Origin of the sequence: Bradyrhizobium sp. AS23.2, assembly GCF_001908185.1 — a bacterium.
Classification (GTDB): domain Bacteria; phylum Pseudomonadota; class Alphaproteobacteria; order Rhizobiales; family Xanthobacteraceae; genus Bradyrhizobium.
In genome coordinates this window covers 1-15,576 of the sequence record NZ_LGHM01000042.1, presented here as the reverse complement: position 1 = coordinate 15,576, position 15,576 = coordinate 1, and the positions used below count along the sequence as shown (strand labels likewise).

Genomic DNA, 15,576 nt, shown 5'->3' with positions numbered 1-15,576 from the left:
CCATGGCACGCATGAAATTCCTCTGCGACGCCGACCGTTGCATCGAATGCAACGCCTGCGTCACGGCCTGCAAGAACGAGCACGAAGTGCCCTGGGGAATCAACCGGCGTCGCGTCGTCACCATCAATGACGGCAAACCTGGCGAGCGTTCGGTGTCCATGGCCTGCATGCACTGCACCGACGCCCCATGCGCGGCGGTCTGCCCGGTGAATTGCATTTACACGACGGCTGACGGCGTCGTGCTTCATTCTAAGGACCTGTGTATCGGCTGCGGCTATTGCTTCTACGCCTGTCCGTTTGGCGCGCCGCAATATCCGAAGGTCGGCAATTTCGGTTCGCGCGGCAAGATGGACAAGTGCACGTTCTGCGCCGGAGGGCCCGAGGCCGACGGCAGCAAGGAGGAGTACGAGAAATACGGTGCGAACCGTCTTGCCGAGGGCAAGCTGCCGCTATGCGCCGAGATGTGTTCGACCAAGTCGCTGCTCGCCGGCGACGGTGAAATCATTGCCCAGATCTACAAGGAGCGCGTGATGAAGCGCGGCTACGGCTCTGGCGCCTGGGGCTGGAAGACCGCCTATCGCGAGACGATCGAGTCGTAGGAGGCGAGATCGCCAGCGATCGCGTAAAACCGGGAGGAATTCATGGCCTCTTTTGCACGATTCATCCGCCTCACCCTCGGTGCGTTGGCTTTCCTGCTGGTCATCTCCATGGCCGGACCATGCGGTGCACAGCAGATCAATCCGACCGCCAGCTCCGTGAAGGAGCAGCAGCTCCTGCAGGAATTCGATCGCATCCAGGGGCGGGTCAGCATTCCCGACCAGCGGTCCGGCATCCTTATCCAGCCGGCGGGCCGCGAATGGCGCGAGTTTCGAGACCTGACGCTGCGCTGGATCGGCGGCATCACCATTCTTGGCATGCTCGCGGTGCTGATCATCTTCTATCTCAGCCGCGGCATGGTGCGACTGGAGAGCGGTCGTTCCGGCCGAACCATCGTACGTTTCACTTCATTCGAGCGTTTCGTGCATTGGATGACTGCGACCTGCTTCATCGTTCTCGCGATTTCCGGTTTGAATATCACCTTCGGCCGTCCGTTGCTCCTGCCCTTGATCGGCCACGAGGCGTTTTCTGATTGGTCGCAGTGGGCCAAGTATGCGCACAACTTTCTGAGCTTCCCGTTCACCATTGGGGTCGTTCTGATCTTCCTGATGTGGATAGCGGGTAACATCCCGAACAAGGTGGATGTCGATTGGATCAAGCGCGGTGGCGGTCTCGTGGGTCACGATCATCCACGGGCCTATCGTTTTAACGCTGGCCAGAAGGCGATCTATTGGATCGTGGTTATCGGCGGAGGTCTGGTCGCAGCGACCGGATATGCGCTGATGTTCCCGTTCTACCTGTCAGGTATCGAAGGGATGCAGCTTGCCCAGATCGTGCACTCCATCGTGGCGATGCTGTTTATCGCCGCGATGCTGGCGCACATCTATATCGGCACGATCGGCATGGAAGGCGCGTTCGAGGCAATGGGCAGTGGCACCGTCGATGTCAACTGGGCCAGGGAACATCACGCGCTGTGGCTTGAAGAGCAAAATGCACGTACCAGCGCGCGACCCCAGCCCTCAGCCAGTGCGGCGGAGTAGGGGAACGCACGGTCTCGGGCGTTCAAAGCGCGCTCGCTATTAAAGCCGCACGCCCGTTGTTGCAAAGGCTTGTTGGACCGGCTCCTGCACGAGGTTCAAAACCTCGGCCCAGGCAACCGCCGCGACGATGGCGACGACGCAGGCGAGCAAGAAAGCTCTCATTGCAGTTCTCCGAAAGAGATCGGGACGCCGTGAGAGTCTACAGAAGACAGCTCGTCGCGAACAGCGTTATCCTTTGCCGGTGAGGGGCAAAGGCCCGCCTTCGCAATTTTGATTCACGACGCGCGAGCCTGCCGGAGCCACCCGCGGCCAAGGGGGCGTAGCCGGCAACGTTCGTTTGGTCGTGAGCATGGTTCACCTTCTGTCTGGGCACTTAGTCCGATGCGTCCTTGACCGCAGCTTCGAAGGTCTTTGGCTCGAAGGCCGGCATGCTCTGGATCCGCCCCAAACCGTGGGTGGAGTACCAGACGGAAAACGCGAGGACCGCCTCCGGCTTCGGGGCATCGACAACGTCGACGAAATCGTAGTGGCCTTGCGTGTAGTGGATTGATTCGATCTTGATGCCCAGCTTGTCGAGCTTTGCCTTGGCCTTGCCGACCCGGTCCGACTGCTTCTTTGCCCACTCCGGGCTCAGGTTTCCGAGCAATACATATTTCATGGCCACCTCCACCGTACGTTGATGGTCTAGCGCGAAGGACAACGCAATTATACGTCGGCTGGCGAGCCACGCCTACGCCGTTCCGCGTCACGGAGTTGTGTAACCGGTCGCTTGAAGCGAGCCGCGCCCCGTCGGAAGTGATGCGCTAGGCCGCCGCCGCGTGCCAGCACGCGCGTCAAGCTTGTTCCTTCACTTCGAATACGGATCGTTCAGACATCGTGCGAGTGATCCGGATATCCTTCCGGCTCACGAAGTCCGCTCAAGGTCCTGCTTGAGTGCGACCAGGAAGCGGGCGGCTTCGCCACCCGTCACCACGCGATGGTCAAAAGTGAGCGACAACGGCAGCACGCGCCGCACTGCAGGCTGGCCTCGATGGGCGACCACCCGCTCGGAAATCCGGCCGGCGCCTATGATAGCCGCTTGCGGCGGCACGATGATCAGATTGGCAAAGCGGCCACCGATCATACCGAAATTCGACAGCGTAATGGTTGCGCCGCGCAATTCTTCCGGAGGTATCGAGCGCGCAATGGCGTCGGCGCGCAGCCGCTCCAGGCCTGCGCGCAGGTCCGATACGTTCCGCTCGGCAACATTGCGCAACACAGGAACGATCAGGCCTCCCTCGGTATCGACGGCGATGCCGAGATCGACGCGCTCGATCAGACGCCGCTCCCGAGTGCGGGAATCATACCAGGCATTGAGTGCGGGCTCTGCCTTGCAGGCGGCAGCGATGGCTTGAGCCAGGCGGATTGTTATGTCCTCGCCCGGCCGCCAATCGTTGATATCGGCTTCATCGGTGACGGTGGCGGCGGCGATCTCGGAATGGGCTGCCATCATGCGTTGGGCCATCGAGCGCCGCATGCCGCGGAGCGGCTCGGCGGGGCCGGTTTGGGACGTGCTCCTCGCAGCGCGCTCGACGTCGGCGCGCGTGATAGTGCCGCCCGGTCCCGTGCCCTCGACGAATTCAAGAGCGACGTTGAGCTTGCGTGCAAGTGCGCGCACCGCGGGGAATACCTGAGGTTCCAGACCGGCCGGCCGCGCGGAAGGCATTCCGGCTTCCGGTGGCTGTTCGCCGCTGCGCAACTCGCCGACAATTGTGCCGGTATCCTGCTCGACGCCTTCGGCAAACTCCACCAGCGGCGTTCCGACCTTCACGAGATCTCCCTTGGCGCCAAAGAGGTGCGCGATGCGTCCACTTGACGGTGAGGGTATCTCGACAACCGCCTTGTCGGTTTCGACGGAAAGCAACGGTTGATCGGTGACGACGTGATCGCCTTCGTTCACATACCAGGTGACGATCTCCGCCTCCTCGAGACCTTCTCCCAGATCTGGCAGCGCGAACCGGTGCATGGGACAGAGTCCGTTGCGATTTAGCTGAACTGACACATCTTGCGCCCGGCGGTCACGATGCGTTCGACCGACGGCATATAGTGCTGCTCGAGGCGAGCCATCGGTATGATCGTGTCGTAGCCGGTGACGCGTGTCACGGGCGCAAGTAGCGAGCTGAGGCCGTGTTCCGCGACAGTAGCGGCGATTTCGGCTCCGAAGCCGCCTGTGCGCGCCGCCTCGTGCACAATGAGGCAGCGCCCGGTCTTTGCGACCGAACTCAGGATGGTCTCTTCGTCATAGGGTTTGAGCGTGGCAAGATCGACGACTTCGGCAAGAATGCCTTCGGCAGAGAGTGCATCGGCGGCAGCAGCGGTTTCCTTCAGCGCCGCGCCCCAACTGATCATCGTGATATCGCGCCCCTCCCTCAGCACGAAGGCATGATCCAGCGGCAGGGCTTCGCCGTTGTCCTCCACTTCGCCTTTCGCCGCACGGTAGAGGCGCGTTGGCTCCAGAAACACGACCGGATCGGGATCGCGGATCGCGGCGAGGAGAAGTCCATATGCGCTTTCCGGCGATGAAGGCATAACGACACGCAGGCCAGGAATATGAGCGAGCATCGCCTCTGTGCTTTCGGAGTGATGCTCGGGCGCGCGAATGCCGGCCCCATGCGGAGCGCGCAGGACCATTGGACAGGTGAGCCGTCCCTGCGTACGGTTGCGCATTCGAGATGCGTGGTTCACCAGCTGATCGAGGCAGGGATAGATAAATCCCATAAACTGGATCTCTCCGACCGGTTTCAGTCCCTGCGCCGCCATGCCGACGCAGAGCCCGCTGATGAGGAGTTCAGCAAGCGGCGTATCGAGCACGCGCTCGGATCCAAAGCGCTTCTCTAGGCCGACAGTTGCGCGGAAGACGCCGCCATTCAAGCCGACGTCTTCGCCAAGCACGACCACGCTTGGATCATCCGCCATCGCCCGTGCGAGCGCCAGATTGAGGGCCTCGACCAAGGTCATCTCAGGCATCGCGCTCTCCCGCAAGCTCATGGCGTTGCGCGGCATAGGCCTCCGGCAGGTTCGCATAGAGATGATCGAACATGGTTTCGGGCGGGCGCGGCGGGGTGGCCAGATAGCGCTCGACCGCCGCCTCGACGCGCTCATTGCACTCGGCAGCGAGCTGCTCCTCGTCTGCTTTGCTCCACAGTTTTTGGCCGACGAGATAGCTTCTCAAGCGTGCGATCGGCTCCTCTTTCCAACAGGCCTGGACTTCGTCAGTCGAACGGTAACGCGATGCATCATCGGAGGTCGTATGATCGCCGAGTCGGTAGGTGACCGCCTCGATGAAGCGGGGGCCCTTGCCGTCGCGGGCCGCCGTAATGGCCTCTTCAGCCGCCGCGCGCATGGCCAGCACATCGTTGCCATCGACCTGCTCGCCTGTGAATCCGGCGGCGACTGCCTTCTGAGCCAGCGTTTCGCAAGCAGTCTGCAGTCGTAACGGTACCGATATTGCCCATCGATTGTTGGTGGCGACGAACACGACCGGCAGTCGGTGCACGCCGGCGAAATTCATCGCCTCGTAAACATCGCCCTTCGAGGTGGCACCGTCGCCGAAGATGCACACCGCGACACGCGGCTCCTTGCGCAGCTTGAACGCATAGGCCACGCCGGCGGCATGTGGCGCCTGGGATCCGACGGGGACGCAGAATGGGAAATCATGCACCGGTCCCGAGAAGTCGTTGCCCCGCTCGTCCCCGCCCCAGAACAGCAGGATCTCCTCCAGCTTGACGCCACGCCAGATCAGCGCGCCATTGTCGCGATAGGAGGGAAGCAGTACGTCTTCCTCCTGCATCGCACTGGCAATCCCCACCGATACCGCTTCCTGGCCGAGCGAAACGGCATACGTTCCAAGCCGGCCCGTGCGCTGCAATGCGACGGCCTTTCGGTCAAACAGTCGCAGGAGCATCATGGACCGATAAAGCGCAACGAGTAGCCTCGCGTCGGAGGCAAAGGCGGGAAGTGGACGGTTGATCGAGCCGTCGGGCGCGAGGTAATTGCGGTGGCGCACTTCGAAGCGCGCGATCACGGGGAGCTCTTGATTTGCCCTGTTACTGGCCACGCCCTTACTCCCGAGCGACGCTGCCTCCCACAGTGCATGACTTGGTGCTTGCGCGCGCGCTTTGCAATACCGTGGCGGAGACGCTCTGGCGTGCGTTTGGCTTTGCTGCATCGCGAGCGATCGCACCGCAATCGTGCTCGGTGGCACTGGATTTCTTGGACGCCGCGTCGTTCGACTTGCAATCGCCTTCCGACGGCCTACCATGGATTGCGCAGCTCACCTTACAGGAGCGCAGCCATGGAACTTGCCGTGGTACCCATCGTCAAGCCGGATGCCGCCAACTTCATCTTCGGCCAGTCGCATTTCATCAAGACCGTGGAAGACCTTCACGAGGCGCTGGTCGGCGCGGTTCCGGGCATTCGCTTCGGGTTGGCCTTTTGCGAGGCCTCCGGCAAGCGGCTGGTGCGCTGGTCGGGCAATGACGAAGCTGCTCTCGTCCTCGCACGTGACAACGCATTGGCCATCGGTGCCGGCCACACTTTCCTGATCTTCCTCGGCGACGGATTCTTTCCCGTCAACGTGCTGGCTACGGTGCGCGCGGTGCCAGAGGTCTGCCGCATCTATTGTGCGACTGCCAACCCGACCCAGGTGATCGTCGCCCAGACCGAGCAGGGCCGCGGCGTGCTCGGCGTGGTGGACGGCGCCTCGCCGCTGGGTGTCGAAACCGACGCCGACATTGCGTGGCGGAAAGACCTGTTGCGCAAGATCGGCTACAAGCTGTAGTGGCCGTCAGATCGCCGCTTGCGACGCACCGTCGAAGAAGTACAGGCGGTCGGGATTTAGCGCGAGGCGAAGCCGGTCACGGACTTTCGCCCCGACGGTCGGCTCTACGGCGGCCACCATCGTGCTAGGGCCGACTTTCACATCGAGGAGAATCTCAGAACCGAGCTTCTCGACGACCTCGACCATGACATCGACGACGAGATCTGTTGCGTCGCTGCTGGTGGCCGCGCGCAGGTCCTCCGGGCGGATTCCAAGTGTGACGCTTTCTCCCACATGCTTACGAAGCCGGCCAGCAACCTCGGCCGGCAGTTTGATGTGGATGCCTTCGTTGCTGGCCCACAGGAAGCCGTCCGCGTCAGCGGCGATCGTCACCGTCGCGAAATTCATCGCTGGCGATCCGATGAAGCCCGCAACGAAGCGGTTGGCGGGCGCATTGTAGAGCTCGAGCGGCTCGCCGACCTGCTGAACGACACCATCCTTCATGACGACGACGCGATCGCCGAGTGTCATCGCTTCGACCTGATCGTGGGTCACGTAGATGGCGGTGGTGCCGAGGCGGGCGTGAATCTTCTTGATCTCCACCCGCATCTGGACGCGTAGCTTGGCGTCGAGGTTCGACAGCGGCTCGTCGAACAGGAACACCTTCGGATGCCGGACGATGGCCCGGCCCAAGGCGACGCGCTGCCGCTGGCCGCCAGAGAGCTGCCGCGGCTTGCGCTGCAACTGCGCCTGGATGCCAAGGATCTCTGCTGCAGCCCGCACGCGTGCGTCAATCTCTGCGCGACCGAACCGGCGCATCTTCAGGCCAAACGCCATGTTGTCGTAGACATTCATATGCGGGTAGAGGGCATAGTTCTGAAACACCATGGCGATGTCGCGATCCATCGGCGGTAGCTCATTGACGACCTTGTCGCCGATCAGGACTTCGCCCGAGGAGATGGTTTCAAGTCCGGCCACCATGCGCAGCGTCGTGGTCTTGCCACAGCCCGAAGGACCAACGAGAACCACGAACTCCTTGTCGTTGATATCGAGGTTCACGTCTTTGACGGCGTGGACCCCGTCAAACGTCTTGTTCAAATTGCGTATCTCGACCCGCGCCATGGTTCACCCTTTGACGGCTCCCGTGAGACCAGCGACGTAGTGCTCGACGAAGAAGGAGTAGACGAAGGCGACCGGTATAGACCCCAGAAGGGCGCCTGCCATCAGCGAGCCCCAGTAGAAAACATCACCGCGGATCAGCTCCGACGTGACGCCGACCGAAACGGTCTTCTGCGCGGGGGAGGACAGGAAGACCAGAGCATAGATGAACTCGTTCCACGACAGCGTGAACGCGAAGATCCCAGCCGAGAGGATTCCGGGTACGGCGATCGGGAAGATGATGTAGAGCATTGCCTGCCAGCGGGCGGCGCCGTCGATGCGGGCGCATTCCTCGAGCTCCCGCGGGATCGCCTTGAAGTAACCCATCAAGAGCCAGGTGCAGAATGGAATCAGGAATGTCGGATAGGTCAGAATCAGCGCCCACGGCGTATCGCCGAGGTGAAAGTTGCGCACGACGTCGGCGAGTGGAATGAAGAGCAGCGTTTGCGGCACGAGATAGGTAATGAAAATGCCGGTCCCGAGCATGCCGGCGAACCGGAATTTGAGGCGCGAGAGCGCGTATCCGGCAAAGATCCCGCAGAACAGCGAGATCAGTGTCGCAGTGATCGAGATGAAGAGGGTGTTGAGCATCCAGGTGCTGAACAACGTCTCCTGCAGCAGATAGGTGATGTGATCGAGGGTCGGATGCGCGGTCCAGAACGGAGCGTAGTTCGGCGCACTCCAGGGGCGGTATAGCTCGCTGTCCGGCCGCACCGCGGTGACCAGCATCCAGTAGAACGGAAACAGCAGCGTGAAGACAAAGGCGCTCAACGGGATGTAGAAGAATACCCAGCGCCGCCATTTTGCACCTTCGATCATGGCTCAAAGGGTCTCCACCCTGCGGATGTAAAGGAGCTGCACGATCACGACGACGAGCAGCACCGGGAACATGGCGAGCGAGATCGCCGCGCCCTGGCTTAACAGCCCGGTGCCGACGCCGATCTGGTAGGCATAGGTCGCGAAGAGCTGGGTGGCGTTGGCGGGCCCGCCGCCAGTCAGCACATAGACGAGCTGAAAATCGGCAAAGGTCTGGATGACCGAGAACAGAACCACCACCATCGTGACCGGCAGGAGCAGCGGCCACGTCACATACCAGAAACGTTGCCAGGGCCTTGCGCCGTCGATTGCCGCGGCATCCTGCAACTCCGGATTGATCGTCTGCAGGCCAGCCAGCAGGCTGATCGCGTAAAACGGCACGCCGCGCCAGATGTTGACGATGATCACGGAGATCAGCGCCAGGTTCGGATCACCCAGCCAATTGATCCGGCTCGTGATGAGGCCGAGCCTGAAGAGTGTCCAGTTGATTACGCTGAAAGTGGGATCGAACATCCACTTCCATGCGAAGGTCGAGAGCACCGTTGGGATGATGAACGGCAGCAGGATGAAGGCGCGCGTAAAGGCTTTTCCCTTGAAGTTACGATTGAGGAGAAGCGCGAGCCAAAGGCCAAAAGCGAGCTTGAAGACCGTCGTCACCGCCGTATAGACGATCGTGTTCCACACCGCGATCCGGAAGATGCTGTCATTCAGCAGCGCAGCGAAGTTCTGCATCCCGACAAAATTGCCGGGTACACCGACTTTGGCGTCTGTCACCGATAACTCCACGCCTTTGACGAACGGGTAGGCGATGAAGAGGCTGAGCAGCACCAGCGTCGGCAGCAGTAGGACGAACGAAAGCCAGCGCTCGTCCTCGAGAAGACGCGTGATCGGCCACCGGCGCACGGAGGCCGTGTAAGTGTCCGAAGTCGTTGCGACCTCGCTGACGGCCATTTCGGGTCCTCTCTCGACCGCGGCCGGTTCGCTCCCGCCCTCTTTTTTCCGTCCGGCCGCTAGGCAAGATCGTGCGGCTCCGCCTTCGCACGGGGACAGGTTCTAGGCGTGGATCTTCGCGACCTCTTCATGCGCCCACTTCACGGCCTCGTCGGCCGGCATTCCCTGCACCGCCTTCGCATACATGTCGATGATGATGTACTTGCTCAGCACCTCGGCGGCGTGCCGGTCAGCCGGTCCCTCGTAGCCGGGGAAGCGGCCGGCGCGTGCCGCGGTTCGGAAGGGCAGCATGACCGGGTCTTTGTCCCACAGCTTGTCCTTCTCCCAGATCGTCGTTGCACCAACTGTATAGCCCTGCTGGGTGTCGAACCATTTCTGGTAGACCTCCTTCGAAGTGATCCAACGCAGGAACTCCTTGGCCGCCTTCTGATTGCTGGAATAAGCGAGCAGCATATTCGACATCGGCAGGTGATAGCCGAACTGACCCGCCGCGCCCTTCGGCAGGGGCGCGTGCAGAATATCCTGCCAAAGCGGCGTGCCCTTCTCGGTCATGTAGACCTCTGGCTTGCGCTTGGCCTCGAGATAGATCGAGGCGCCGTTCAGCGTGCAGCTGCAAGTGCCCGCGAGGAACGCGCGGTTGTTGCTGGAATCGTCCCAGGCGAGCCCGCCTTCATCATAGGCGTCCTTCCAGAAACCCGCCATGAACTTGACCGACTCGACCGTCTCCTTGCTGTTCAGCACGACGGTCTTGCCATCGGCCAGCAATTCCTTGCCGCCGAACGACCACATGTAGGGATAGGCGTAGGTTGGCGCGTCACCGAAGGTGTGGCCGAGTGTCTGGCCCATCGGACGCGCCTTTGCCTTGAGCTCCTTGCCTGCAGCGCGATACTGCTCCCAGTCTTGCGGGAACTTGCCGGCGGGATAGCCGGCCTCCTCGAACCATGACTTGCGGTAGGCCAATAGGGCTCCGACAATGCACCAGGGAAGGGCGAGCCATTTCTTGCCGTCGTTGGCAACGACCTTCGATTCATCGTAGTAGCCCCCCTGGGCCTTGCCGATCTCCTCGGCGACGTCGCTGACGTCGACAACGCTCTCGGGGTAGAGCTGGGGCCAGTTGTTGAGAGCGCAAATGATGTCCGGGCCGGAGCCGGATTGGATCGCAGAGGTGGTGCGGGCCTGGATGTCGTTGCCGTTGATCATTTCGATCACGAGCTTGATGCCGAGTGCCTTCTCGCATTCCGGCACAATCTCCTTCAGGAGAAGGGCGTCGGAGGCTGGGACGAAATCGTTCCATCGCAACCAGTGGAGGGTGGTGGACTGGGCGTAGGCTGGGGCCTGCTTCATGGCAACGATCGACGCTATTCCTCCGGCCCTTGCCGCAAGTGCACCGCCGCCGGAAAGCCTAAGAAGCTCACGCCGACTTATGCGCGTCATGGTATGTCCTCCCTATTATTTTGTGCTGAATTCTCCTCTCTTGGAACTCCATAAAGATTTGGGCGTGAAGAAGTTGCTATTCAATGTGCCGCTAATCCTTTTGTCGGCGTAGCAGGGGGCGGCGGGCACCATTTCCAGGGACGCTCTCTGCCGGTCGAAGGAGCGAAGGGCAGAAGCCAAAGATCGAGTCGGTCGAAACGAAGACGAAGGCGCGCGTCTTGGCCTCCGCCGCAATGCAACAAGACCAGCATGGCTGCGCGACGCTGCCCTTTTGATGATGTCGAAGCAGCTATCTCCTGGCCTCTCGCAACCGCGATCGAGGGGGCGAACCGATGAATGTGGCAACAACTATTCCCAAAACCGCCTATCTGTTTGTCGGGCAACACGTCCTCAATCGTCGCGGTCGCTTGCTGTTTCAGGCAAGCGCCGCTTGAGGTATCGTTAGAACTCGGATCAGGGAAATTGCCATGATTACCTACACGGTCGGGCTGAAACTCGCGAAGCGTACCAAGGCGCTCACGATCGAGGCTGAGGACGCACTGCTCGCAGCTCTCAAGATGAAGCTTGAGAACCCCGAGGCGCTCATCACGTATGTTCGCAAGTCGAATCGCCGTGGTGACCGTCGTCACCCGCATGACGCGATGCAGAACAAGAAAATGACCTAGCATTCCATTGGTTGGCGCTGTGCCGCGCCGGAGGTAACTGGAAGCGCGGCAAATGGCTGGGCAGATGACAGCTGAATCGTCGGAGACGGCCTGAGCGCCGCCAGCGGTCGCTATCTCTCATACCAGCCGACGAGGATCGCTTCCGCGATTAGGGACTTGCGCGCCTCTCGCTCAATTTCGCGACAGGAGGCGTTAGCCTTGGCCTGAAGGTGGTCGGTCGAGAGGGCAAGCAGCCGGAAGTGATAGTGATGAGGCCCGTGGCCCGGGGGTGGACACGGGCCGCCGTAGCCTACCTTCCGAAAATCGTTGACCGCCTGCTTCACATTCTTGTTCCGCGCGGCCCCCTCCGCAGACTCCATTAAAACTGGCGGAAGATCGTAAGCCGCCCAATGGTGCCACGTGCCGGCGGGCGCATCTGGGTCGTCGCACAGCAAGACAAAACTCTTCGTTCCACTTGGTGCATCGGACCATTTCAGAGGTGGCGAAAGGTCTTCTCCATCGCAAGTGAACCGTCTCGGAATTTGCGCTCCATCGGCGAACGCGCTTGAAACGAGTTTCATGGCTCCCTCCATCAGGTTGCAGGAGACCTAGGCGTAGGCCCGCTGGGCTCGGGCTTGATGAGTCCTCCGGGCGCGGGGGGGGGACCACGCTGGATCGGTAGAGCCCGCTGGCGATCACGGCAGTATAGCTCGATTTTGGCGGGTGCGAACCGCACTGCGGTAGATTGGCCCCCAAGAGGTGGCGTTCGCTGGGACAGACGATGCACTCGCGAGGCCGGCTCGTTTCACGACCACGGCTGCTGGAGAAATTGCGCGAACAGCCATTGTGCGCGCAGTCGAGCCGTTTCACTTCTCTCCACGCCATATCGGAGAGCAGCTGCGGATGCTGGCTGACCCCGGCAGTCGGATGAGCTTTTCAAGCAAGGACCGGATCTGTGGAACCTATCGAGGCCACAGGCGTTCCCCGAACCAGCAGCGCCGTGCCCCGGCGTGACGAGCGCCGAGGCCGAGGCGCTGAGTAGCGCGGGGGAATGCTCATGAAACTCACCCTTTCAGTCATCAAGGCTGACATTGGCTCCGTCGGCGGACACACGAAACCGTCTTCACGCATGATGGCGGCCGTCGAGGGCGAGGTCGCGAAAGCGATCTGCAAAGGTCTATTGATCGACGGCTTCATTTGCCACACCGGCGACGACATCGCGATCATCATGACGCATACGCGGGGCGAAGGCAGCCCCGAGGTCCATCAATTCGCTTGGAAGGCGTTTCTCGCCGCCACTTCGGTTGCGAAGACGTCCGGTCTCTACGGCGCGGGCCAGGATCTTCTCGCAGATGCACCCTCCGGAAACATTCGCGGTGCCGGCCCGGGTGTTGCCGAGCTCAGCTTCGACCACAGCCTCTCGGGTCCAAGACCCGCGGAGTCCTTTATGGTGTTCGCCGCCGACAAATGCGGCCCCGGCGCTTACAACCTGCCACTCTACCTTGCCTTTGCTGATCCAATGTACTGCGCCGGACTGATGCTGCCCCCGATGATCAGGGGATTCCGTTTCGATATTATCGACATGGACAACACGACCGGCGACAGCGTGATCGAACTCGACGCGCCTGCGGACAGCTACCATATTGCCGCGCTGCTCCGCGACAACGAGCGCTTTGGCATCGATCGCATCATTTCCCGGACCCATGACGAGGTCGCTGCAGCTGTTTCGGCGCAGCGTCTTCACACGATCGCAGGCAAGTACACCGGGAAGGACGATCCTGTCGCTATCCTCAGAAACCAGGGGATATTCCCGGCGCCCGAGGAAATCATCTCGCCCTTCGCGAAAGCACACTTCGTGGGCGGAGATGCGCGCGGCTCGCACGTGATGCCGCTCATGCCCGTGCCACTTAATACACCCGTGACAGGGATGTATTGCCTGCCAATCGTTTCTTGCGTCGGCTTTTCGATCGACAAGGAAGGCCGCTTTTCCGAGTCCTATACCGACTTCTTTGATAACCCGGCGTGGGACGAGGTCCGCCAGCGCGCCCAGCGCAAGGCCCTCGAGATGCGCAGTCAAGGGTGGTCTGGTGCAGCGATGCTGCCCTATTCCGAACTGGAGTATGGAGGCTTCCGGGATACCGTATCCACACTTCTGGAGCGTTTTCGGCTGCGCGAGGAGCGCAAACCGGAAGCAGCCGAGTAACGACCGCCTCCAATCTGAACCCGGTGGTCGCATTCACCGTGCATCTAATTGATGGAGCTAGGCGCTGTGGCGCGGAAACGCATCGGCATACTCACGGGCGGCGGCGACGTTGCCGGCCTCAATGCAGTCATCAAGAGCGTGACTTACCGCGGCAGTGAGGACGACATCGAGGTCGTCGGTCTGCGCCGTGGTTGGGAGGCCCTCACGCACTTGAACGTCGAGGATCCTAACAGCAGGTCCCACTACGTCGTCCCGCTGAACCGTGAGAACACTCGCACCATCGATCGGCGTGGCGGCACCGTGCTACACTCGAGCCGTCTCAACCCGTCCAAGATAAAAAAGCTGCCCGATCATCTCGTCGACAGGGGTGTTCCAGTCTCCCTGAGCACCAAGGACGGCATCGCGCAAAAGACATGGGACCTCACCGGCCAGGTGCTGGAGAACCTTTCGGGACTGGGTATCGAACACCTGATTGCCATCGGCGGCGACGACACGCTCAGTTATGCGGCCAAGCTCAACGAACTCGGCGTCAAGATCATCGCCATCCCAAAGACGATGGACAACGACGTACGCAACACCGAGTACTGCATCGGCTTCTCGACCGCGATCACCCGCGCCAGCGATGCCATCCAGCGGCAACGCACGACCGTCGGCTCGCATGAGCGAATTGGCATTTTCCGCGTCTTTGGCCGTGATTCCGGATTTACGGCACTCTACACCGCGTACGCGACCTCGATACGATGCGTCATACCGGAGTACAAGGTCGACCTCGACAAGCTGATCCAGTTGCTCCTCGAGGACAAGCGCGGCAACCCAAGCAACTACGCGCTGGTCGTGCTCAGTGAAGGGGCCGAATGGGAAGGCTACAAGCTGCAGGAGTATGGCGAGCCTGACGCCTACGGTCACCGCAGGAAGGCCAATGTAGCGGAATCGCTTGCCGACGAGATCAAGCGGCGCGCCGGCGAGGAGACGATCACCTCTGATCTCACTTACGATTTGCGATCGGGCGACCCGGACTTCATCGACAAGCTTGTGGCCCTGACGTTCGGTAACATGGCCTACGATGCCATGTTGGAAGGCAAGACCGGCCTCATGTCGGCGCTGGTAGAAGGCCGCTACGAACTCGTGCCCATCCCCGACGCCAAGCTCGGGCCGCGCAAACTGGACGTCGCCGGCACCTACAACACGGAGCGCTACCGCCCCACCTACGCCAACAAGCTCGGGCTGCCGATCTTTCTCAACCGCGCGTCATAGGGCGGCAGGTGAGAATCCCGATAGCCGGTTACGCGTTTGCACTGTTATCCTCAAGGATCCAGCAATACCGTTTTCTTCAAAACGCTCGGGATTGCGGGCGAGGGGTTAGCGCGGCCGTTCTCTACCGCCCCCATGATGGATTGGAGCGACTGTTCAGGTTTTTTCAAACGGTTAGAGGGCGGCGAGTGCACGACGTGTGCACCGTGAGGTGCAAAAAATTGACAATGAGCGAATCTGGGACATTCGGTATCAAGCGTGACGCGCATCTTTCGAATGGTTTCTCGTGGCAATGACCACAGGCCTTCAGCCTATAGATGGCGGAGGCGCGCGTGCCGAACATCGTCGATAGATTCTCTTTCGTGGCAAACCACATCGAGCTGACTTTGAAACCAACAGACCTCTCGTGGGCCAGTCGCGTGGTCGTGTCTATCCGAGATGTAGTGACTTTGTTCGTCGTCAGATGATTTGAGACTGATTAGGCGGGCTGCGAAGGGAGGCTCTGGCTCATCAGGGGTTAGAGTTTAAGCGGCCTGCAGTCGATGCTGCAAGCGACGAATTGCGATGGTGTCGTGCTTGATGCGCTGACGTTCGGCCAGGATTGTCTCGGCTCTGCCGAAGTAGACGTCGGCGGGCGTGAGGTTGTCGATGCTCTCATGGAAGCGGGCGTGATTGTAGTGCTCG

The 15,576-nt window shown here is 61.1% G+C and carries 16 protein-coding genes and 1 pseudogene; 6 read left to right on the top strand and 11 right to left on the bottom strand.

Annotated elements, in window-relative coordinates; all coding sequences use genetic code 11:
• The first annotated feature begins 2 nt into the window (after nt 1–2).
• Both fdh3B and AC630_RS09320 read left to right on the top strand, forming a co-directional pair.
• On the top strand, nt 3–599 hold the full coding sequence (fdh3B, locus tag AC630_RS09325) for a formate dehydrogenase FDH3 subunit beta (protein ID WP_035983358.1): 597 nt from the start codon (nt 3–5) through the stop codon (nt 597–599).
• 42 nt (nt 600–641) lie between these two features.
• Nucleotides 642–1,637 carry a formate dehydrogenase subunit gamma gene (locus AC630_RS09320; RefSeq protein WP_074118184.1) on the top strand — a complete coding sequence of 332 codons (996 nt, stop codon included), beginning with the start codon at nt 642–644 and terminating at the stop codon, nt 1,635–1,637.
• A 39-nt stretch (nt 1,638–1,676) separates the two neighbouring features.
• Here AC630_RS09320 and AC630_RS47765 read toward each other — a convergent pair whose 3' ends face one another.
• The 5 genes from AC630_RS47765 to pdhA all read right to left on the bottom strand — a co-directional run bounded on the left by AC630_RS47765 (nt 1,677) and on the right by pdhA (nt 5,700).
• Nucleotides 1,677–1,799 (bottom strand): hypothetical protein, encoded by a 123-nt coding sequence (locus tag AC630_RS47765; RefSeq protein WP_283808403.1) that lies wholly within the window; start codon nt 1,797–1,799, stop codon nt 1,677–1,679.
• 211 nt (nt 1,800–2,010) lie between these two features.
• Entirely contained in the window at nt 2,011–2,295 is a 285-nt protein-coding gene (locus tag AC630_RS09315; protein ID WP_074118280.1) for a GYD domain-containing protein, read from the bottom strand.
• A 246-nt stretch (nt 2,296–2,541) separates the two neighbouring features.
• Nucleotides 2,542–3,642, bottom strand: coding sequence for a dihydrolipoamide acetyltransferase family protein (locus AC630_RS09310; protein ID WP_074118182.1), 1,101 nt, complete (start codon nt 3,640–3,642; stop codon nt 2,542–2,544).
• 20 nt (nt 3,643–3,662) lie between these two features.
• The gene (locus AC630_RS09305) at nt 3,663–4,643 is read right to left on the bottom strand and encodes an alpha-ketoacid dehydrogenase subunit beta (protein WP_074118279.1); all 981 of its coding nucleotides are present in this window, start codon (nt 4,641–4,643) and stop codon (nt 3,663–3,665) included.
• The gene (pdhA, locus tag AC630_RS09300; RefSeq protein ID WP_074118181.1) at nt 4,636–5,700 is read right to left on the bottom strand and encodes a pyruvate dehydrogenase (acetyl-transferring) E1 component subunit alpha; all 1,065 of its coding nucleotides are present in this window, start codon (nt 5,698–5,700) and stop codon (nt 4,636–4,638) included. Before pdhA ends, AC630_RS09305 begins: the two co-directional genes overlap by 8 nt.
• 270 nt (nt 5,701–5,970) lie before the next feature.
• On the opposite strand from pdhA, the gene AC630_RS09295 reads away from it, so the two are divergent.
• Nucleotides 5,971–6,456, top strand: coding sequence for an adenosine-specific kinase (locus AC630_RS09295; protein WP_074118179.1), 486 nt, complete (start codon nt 5,971–5,973; stop codon nt 6,454–6,456).
• 6 nt (nt 6,457–6,462) lie between these two features.
• On the opposite strand, the gene AC630_RS09290 is transcribed toward AC630_RS09295, so the two are convergent.
• The 4 genes from AC630_RS09290 to AC630_RS09275 form a co-directional block, all read right to left on the bottom strand.
• Nucleotides 6,463–7,557, bottom strand: a complete 1,095-nt coding sequence (locus AC630_RS09290) for an ABC transporter ATP-binding protein (RefSeq protein WP_074118177.1) — start codon at nt 7,555–7,557, stop codon at nt 6,463–6,465.
• Between the two features lie 3 nt (nt 7,558–7,560).
• Nucleotides 7,561–8,412, bottom strand: coding sequence for a carbohydrate ABC transporter permease (locus AC630_RS09285; protein WP_074118176.1), 852 nt, complete (start codon nt 8,410–8,412; stop codon nt 7,561–7,563).
• Nucleotides 8,413–8,415: 3 nt separating this feature from the next.
• Entirely contained in the window at nt 8,416–9,360 is a 945-nt protein-coding gene (locus AC630_RS09280; protein WP_074118174.1) for a carbohydrate ABC transporter permease, read from the bottom strand.
• A 102-nt stretch (nt 9,361–9,462) separates the two neighbouring features.
• Nucleotides 9,463–10,704 carry an ABC transporter substrate-binding protein gene (locus AC630_RS09275; protein WP_245330317.1) on the bottom strand — a complete coding sequence of 414 codons (1,242 nt, stop codon included), beginning with the start codon at nt 10,702–10,704 and terminating at the stop codon, nt 9,463–9,465.
• Between the two features lie 557 nt (nt 10,705–11,261).
• Between AC630_RS09275 and AC630_RS09270 the strand changes: the two genes are divergently transcribed.
• On the top strand, nt 11,262–11,459 hold the full coding sequence (locus AC630_RS09270; protein ID WP_074118169.1) for a hypothetical protein: 198 nt from the start codon (nt 11,262–11,264) through the stop codon (nt 11,457–11,459).
• Between the two features lie 110 nt (nt 11,460–11,569).
• On the opposite strand, the gene AC630_RS09265 is transcribed toward AC630_RS09270, so the two are convergent.
• Nucleotides 11,570–12,019, bottom strand: coding sequence for a YbhB/YbcL family Raf kinase inhibitor-like protein (locus AC630_RS09265; protein WP_074118277.1), 450 nt, complete (start codon nt 12,017–12,019; stop codon nt 11,570–11,572).
• Between the two features lie 476 nt (nt 12,020–12,495).
• Here AC630_RS09265 and AC630_RS09260 point away from each other — a divergent pair, with 476 nt between their 5' ends.
• On the top strand, nt 12,496–13,641 hold the full coding sequence (locus AC630_RS09260) for a fructose-1,6-bisphosphatase (RefSeq protein ID WP_074118168.1): 1,146 nt from the start codon (nt 12,496–12,498) through the stop codon (nt 13,639–13,641).
• Nucleotides 13,642–13,707: 66 nt separating this feature from the next.
• Complete coding sequence (locus tag AC630_RS09255; RefSeq protein WP_083636167.1) at nt 13,708–14,895, top strand: 6-phosphofructokinase; 1,188 nt, start codon at nt 13,708–13,710, stop codon at nt 14,893–14,895.
• A gap of 521 nt (nt 14,896–15,416) precedes the next feature.
• Here AC630_RS09255 and AC630_RS43595 read toward each other — a convergent pair.
• A pseudogene (locus AC630_RS43595) lies at nt 15,417–15,576 on the bottom strand (IS3 family transposase); the annotation flags it as partial.

Coding starts and splice junctions, on each gene's coding strand:
- AC630_RS09265 (WP_074118277.1), bottom strand. CDS start 12,019: ATGAAACTCGTTTCAAGCGCGTTCGCCGATGGAGCGCAAATTCCGAGA.
- AC630_RS09320 (WP_074118184.1), top strand. CDS start 642: ATGGCCTCTTTTGCACGATTCATCCGCCTCACCCTCGGTGCGTTGGCT.
- AC630_RS09305 (WP_074118279.1), bottom strand. CDS start 4,643: ATGCCTGAGATGACCTTGGTCGAGGCCCTCAATCTGGCGCTCGCACGG.
- AC630_RS09275 (WP_245330317.1), bottom strand. CDS start 10,704: ATGAAGCAGGCCCCAGCCTACGCCCAGTCCACCACCCTCCACTGGTTG.
- AC630_RS09280 (WP_074118174.1), bottom strand. CDS start 9,360: ATGGCCGTCAGCGAGGTCGCAACGACTTCGGACACTTACACGGCCTCC.
- AC630_RS09270 (WP_074118169.1), top strand. CDS start 11,262: ATGATTACCTACACGGTCGGGCTGAAACTCGCGAAGCGTACCAAGGCG.
- AC630_RS09260 (WP_074118168.1), top strand. CDS start 12,496: ATGAAACTCACCCTTTCAGTCATCAAGGCTGACATTGGCTCCGTCGGC.
- AC630_RS09290 (WP_074118177.1), bottom strand. CDS start 7,557: ATGGCGCGGGTCGAGATACGCAATTTGAACAAGACGTTTGACGGGGTC.
- AC630_RS09315 (WP_074118280.1), bottom strand. CDS start 2,295: ATGAAATATGTATTGCTCGGAAACCTGAGCCCGGAGTGGGCAAAGAAG.
- AC630_RS47765 (WP_283808403.1), bottom strand. CDS start 1,799: ATGAGAGCTTTCTTGCTCGCCTGCGTCGTCGCCATCGTCGCGGCGGTT.
- AC630_RS09285 (WP_074118176.1), bottom strand. CDS start 8,412: ATGATCGAAGGTGCAAAATGGCGGCGCTGGGTATTCTTCTACATCCCG.
- AC630_RS09295 (WP_074118179.1), top strand. CDS start 5,971: ATGGAACTTGCCGTGGTACCCATCGTCAAGCCGGATGCCGCCAACTTC.
- AC630_RS09310 (WP_074118182.1), bottom strand. CDS start 3,642: ATGCACCGGTTCGCGCTGCCAGATCTGGGAGAAGGTCTCGAGGAGGCG.
- fdh3B (WP_035983358.1), top strand. CDS start 3: ATGGCACGCATGAAATTCCTCTGCGACGCCGACCGTTGCATCGAATGC.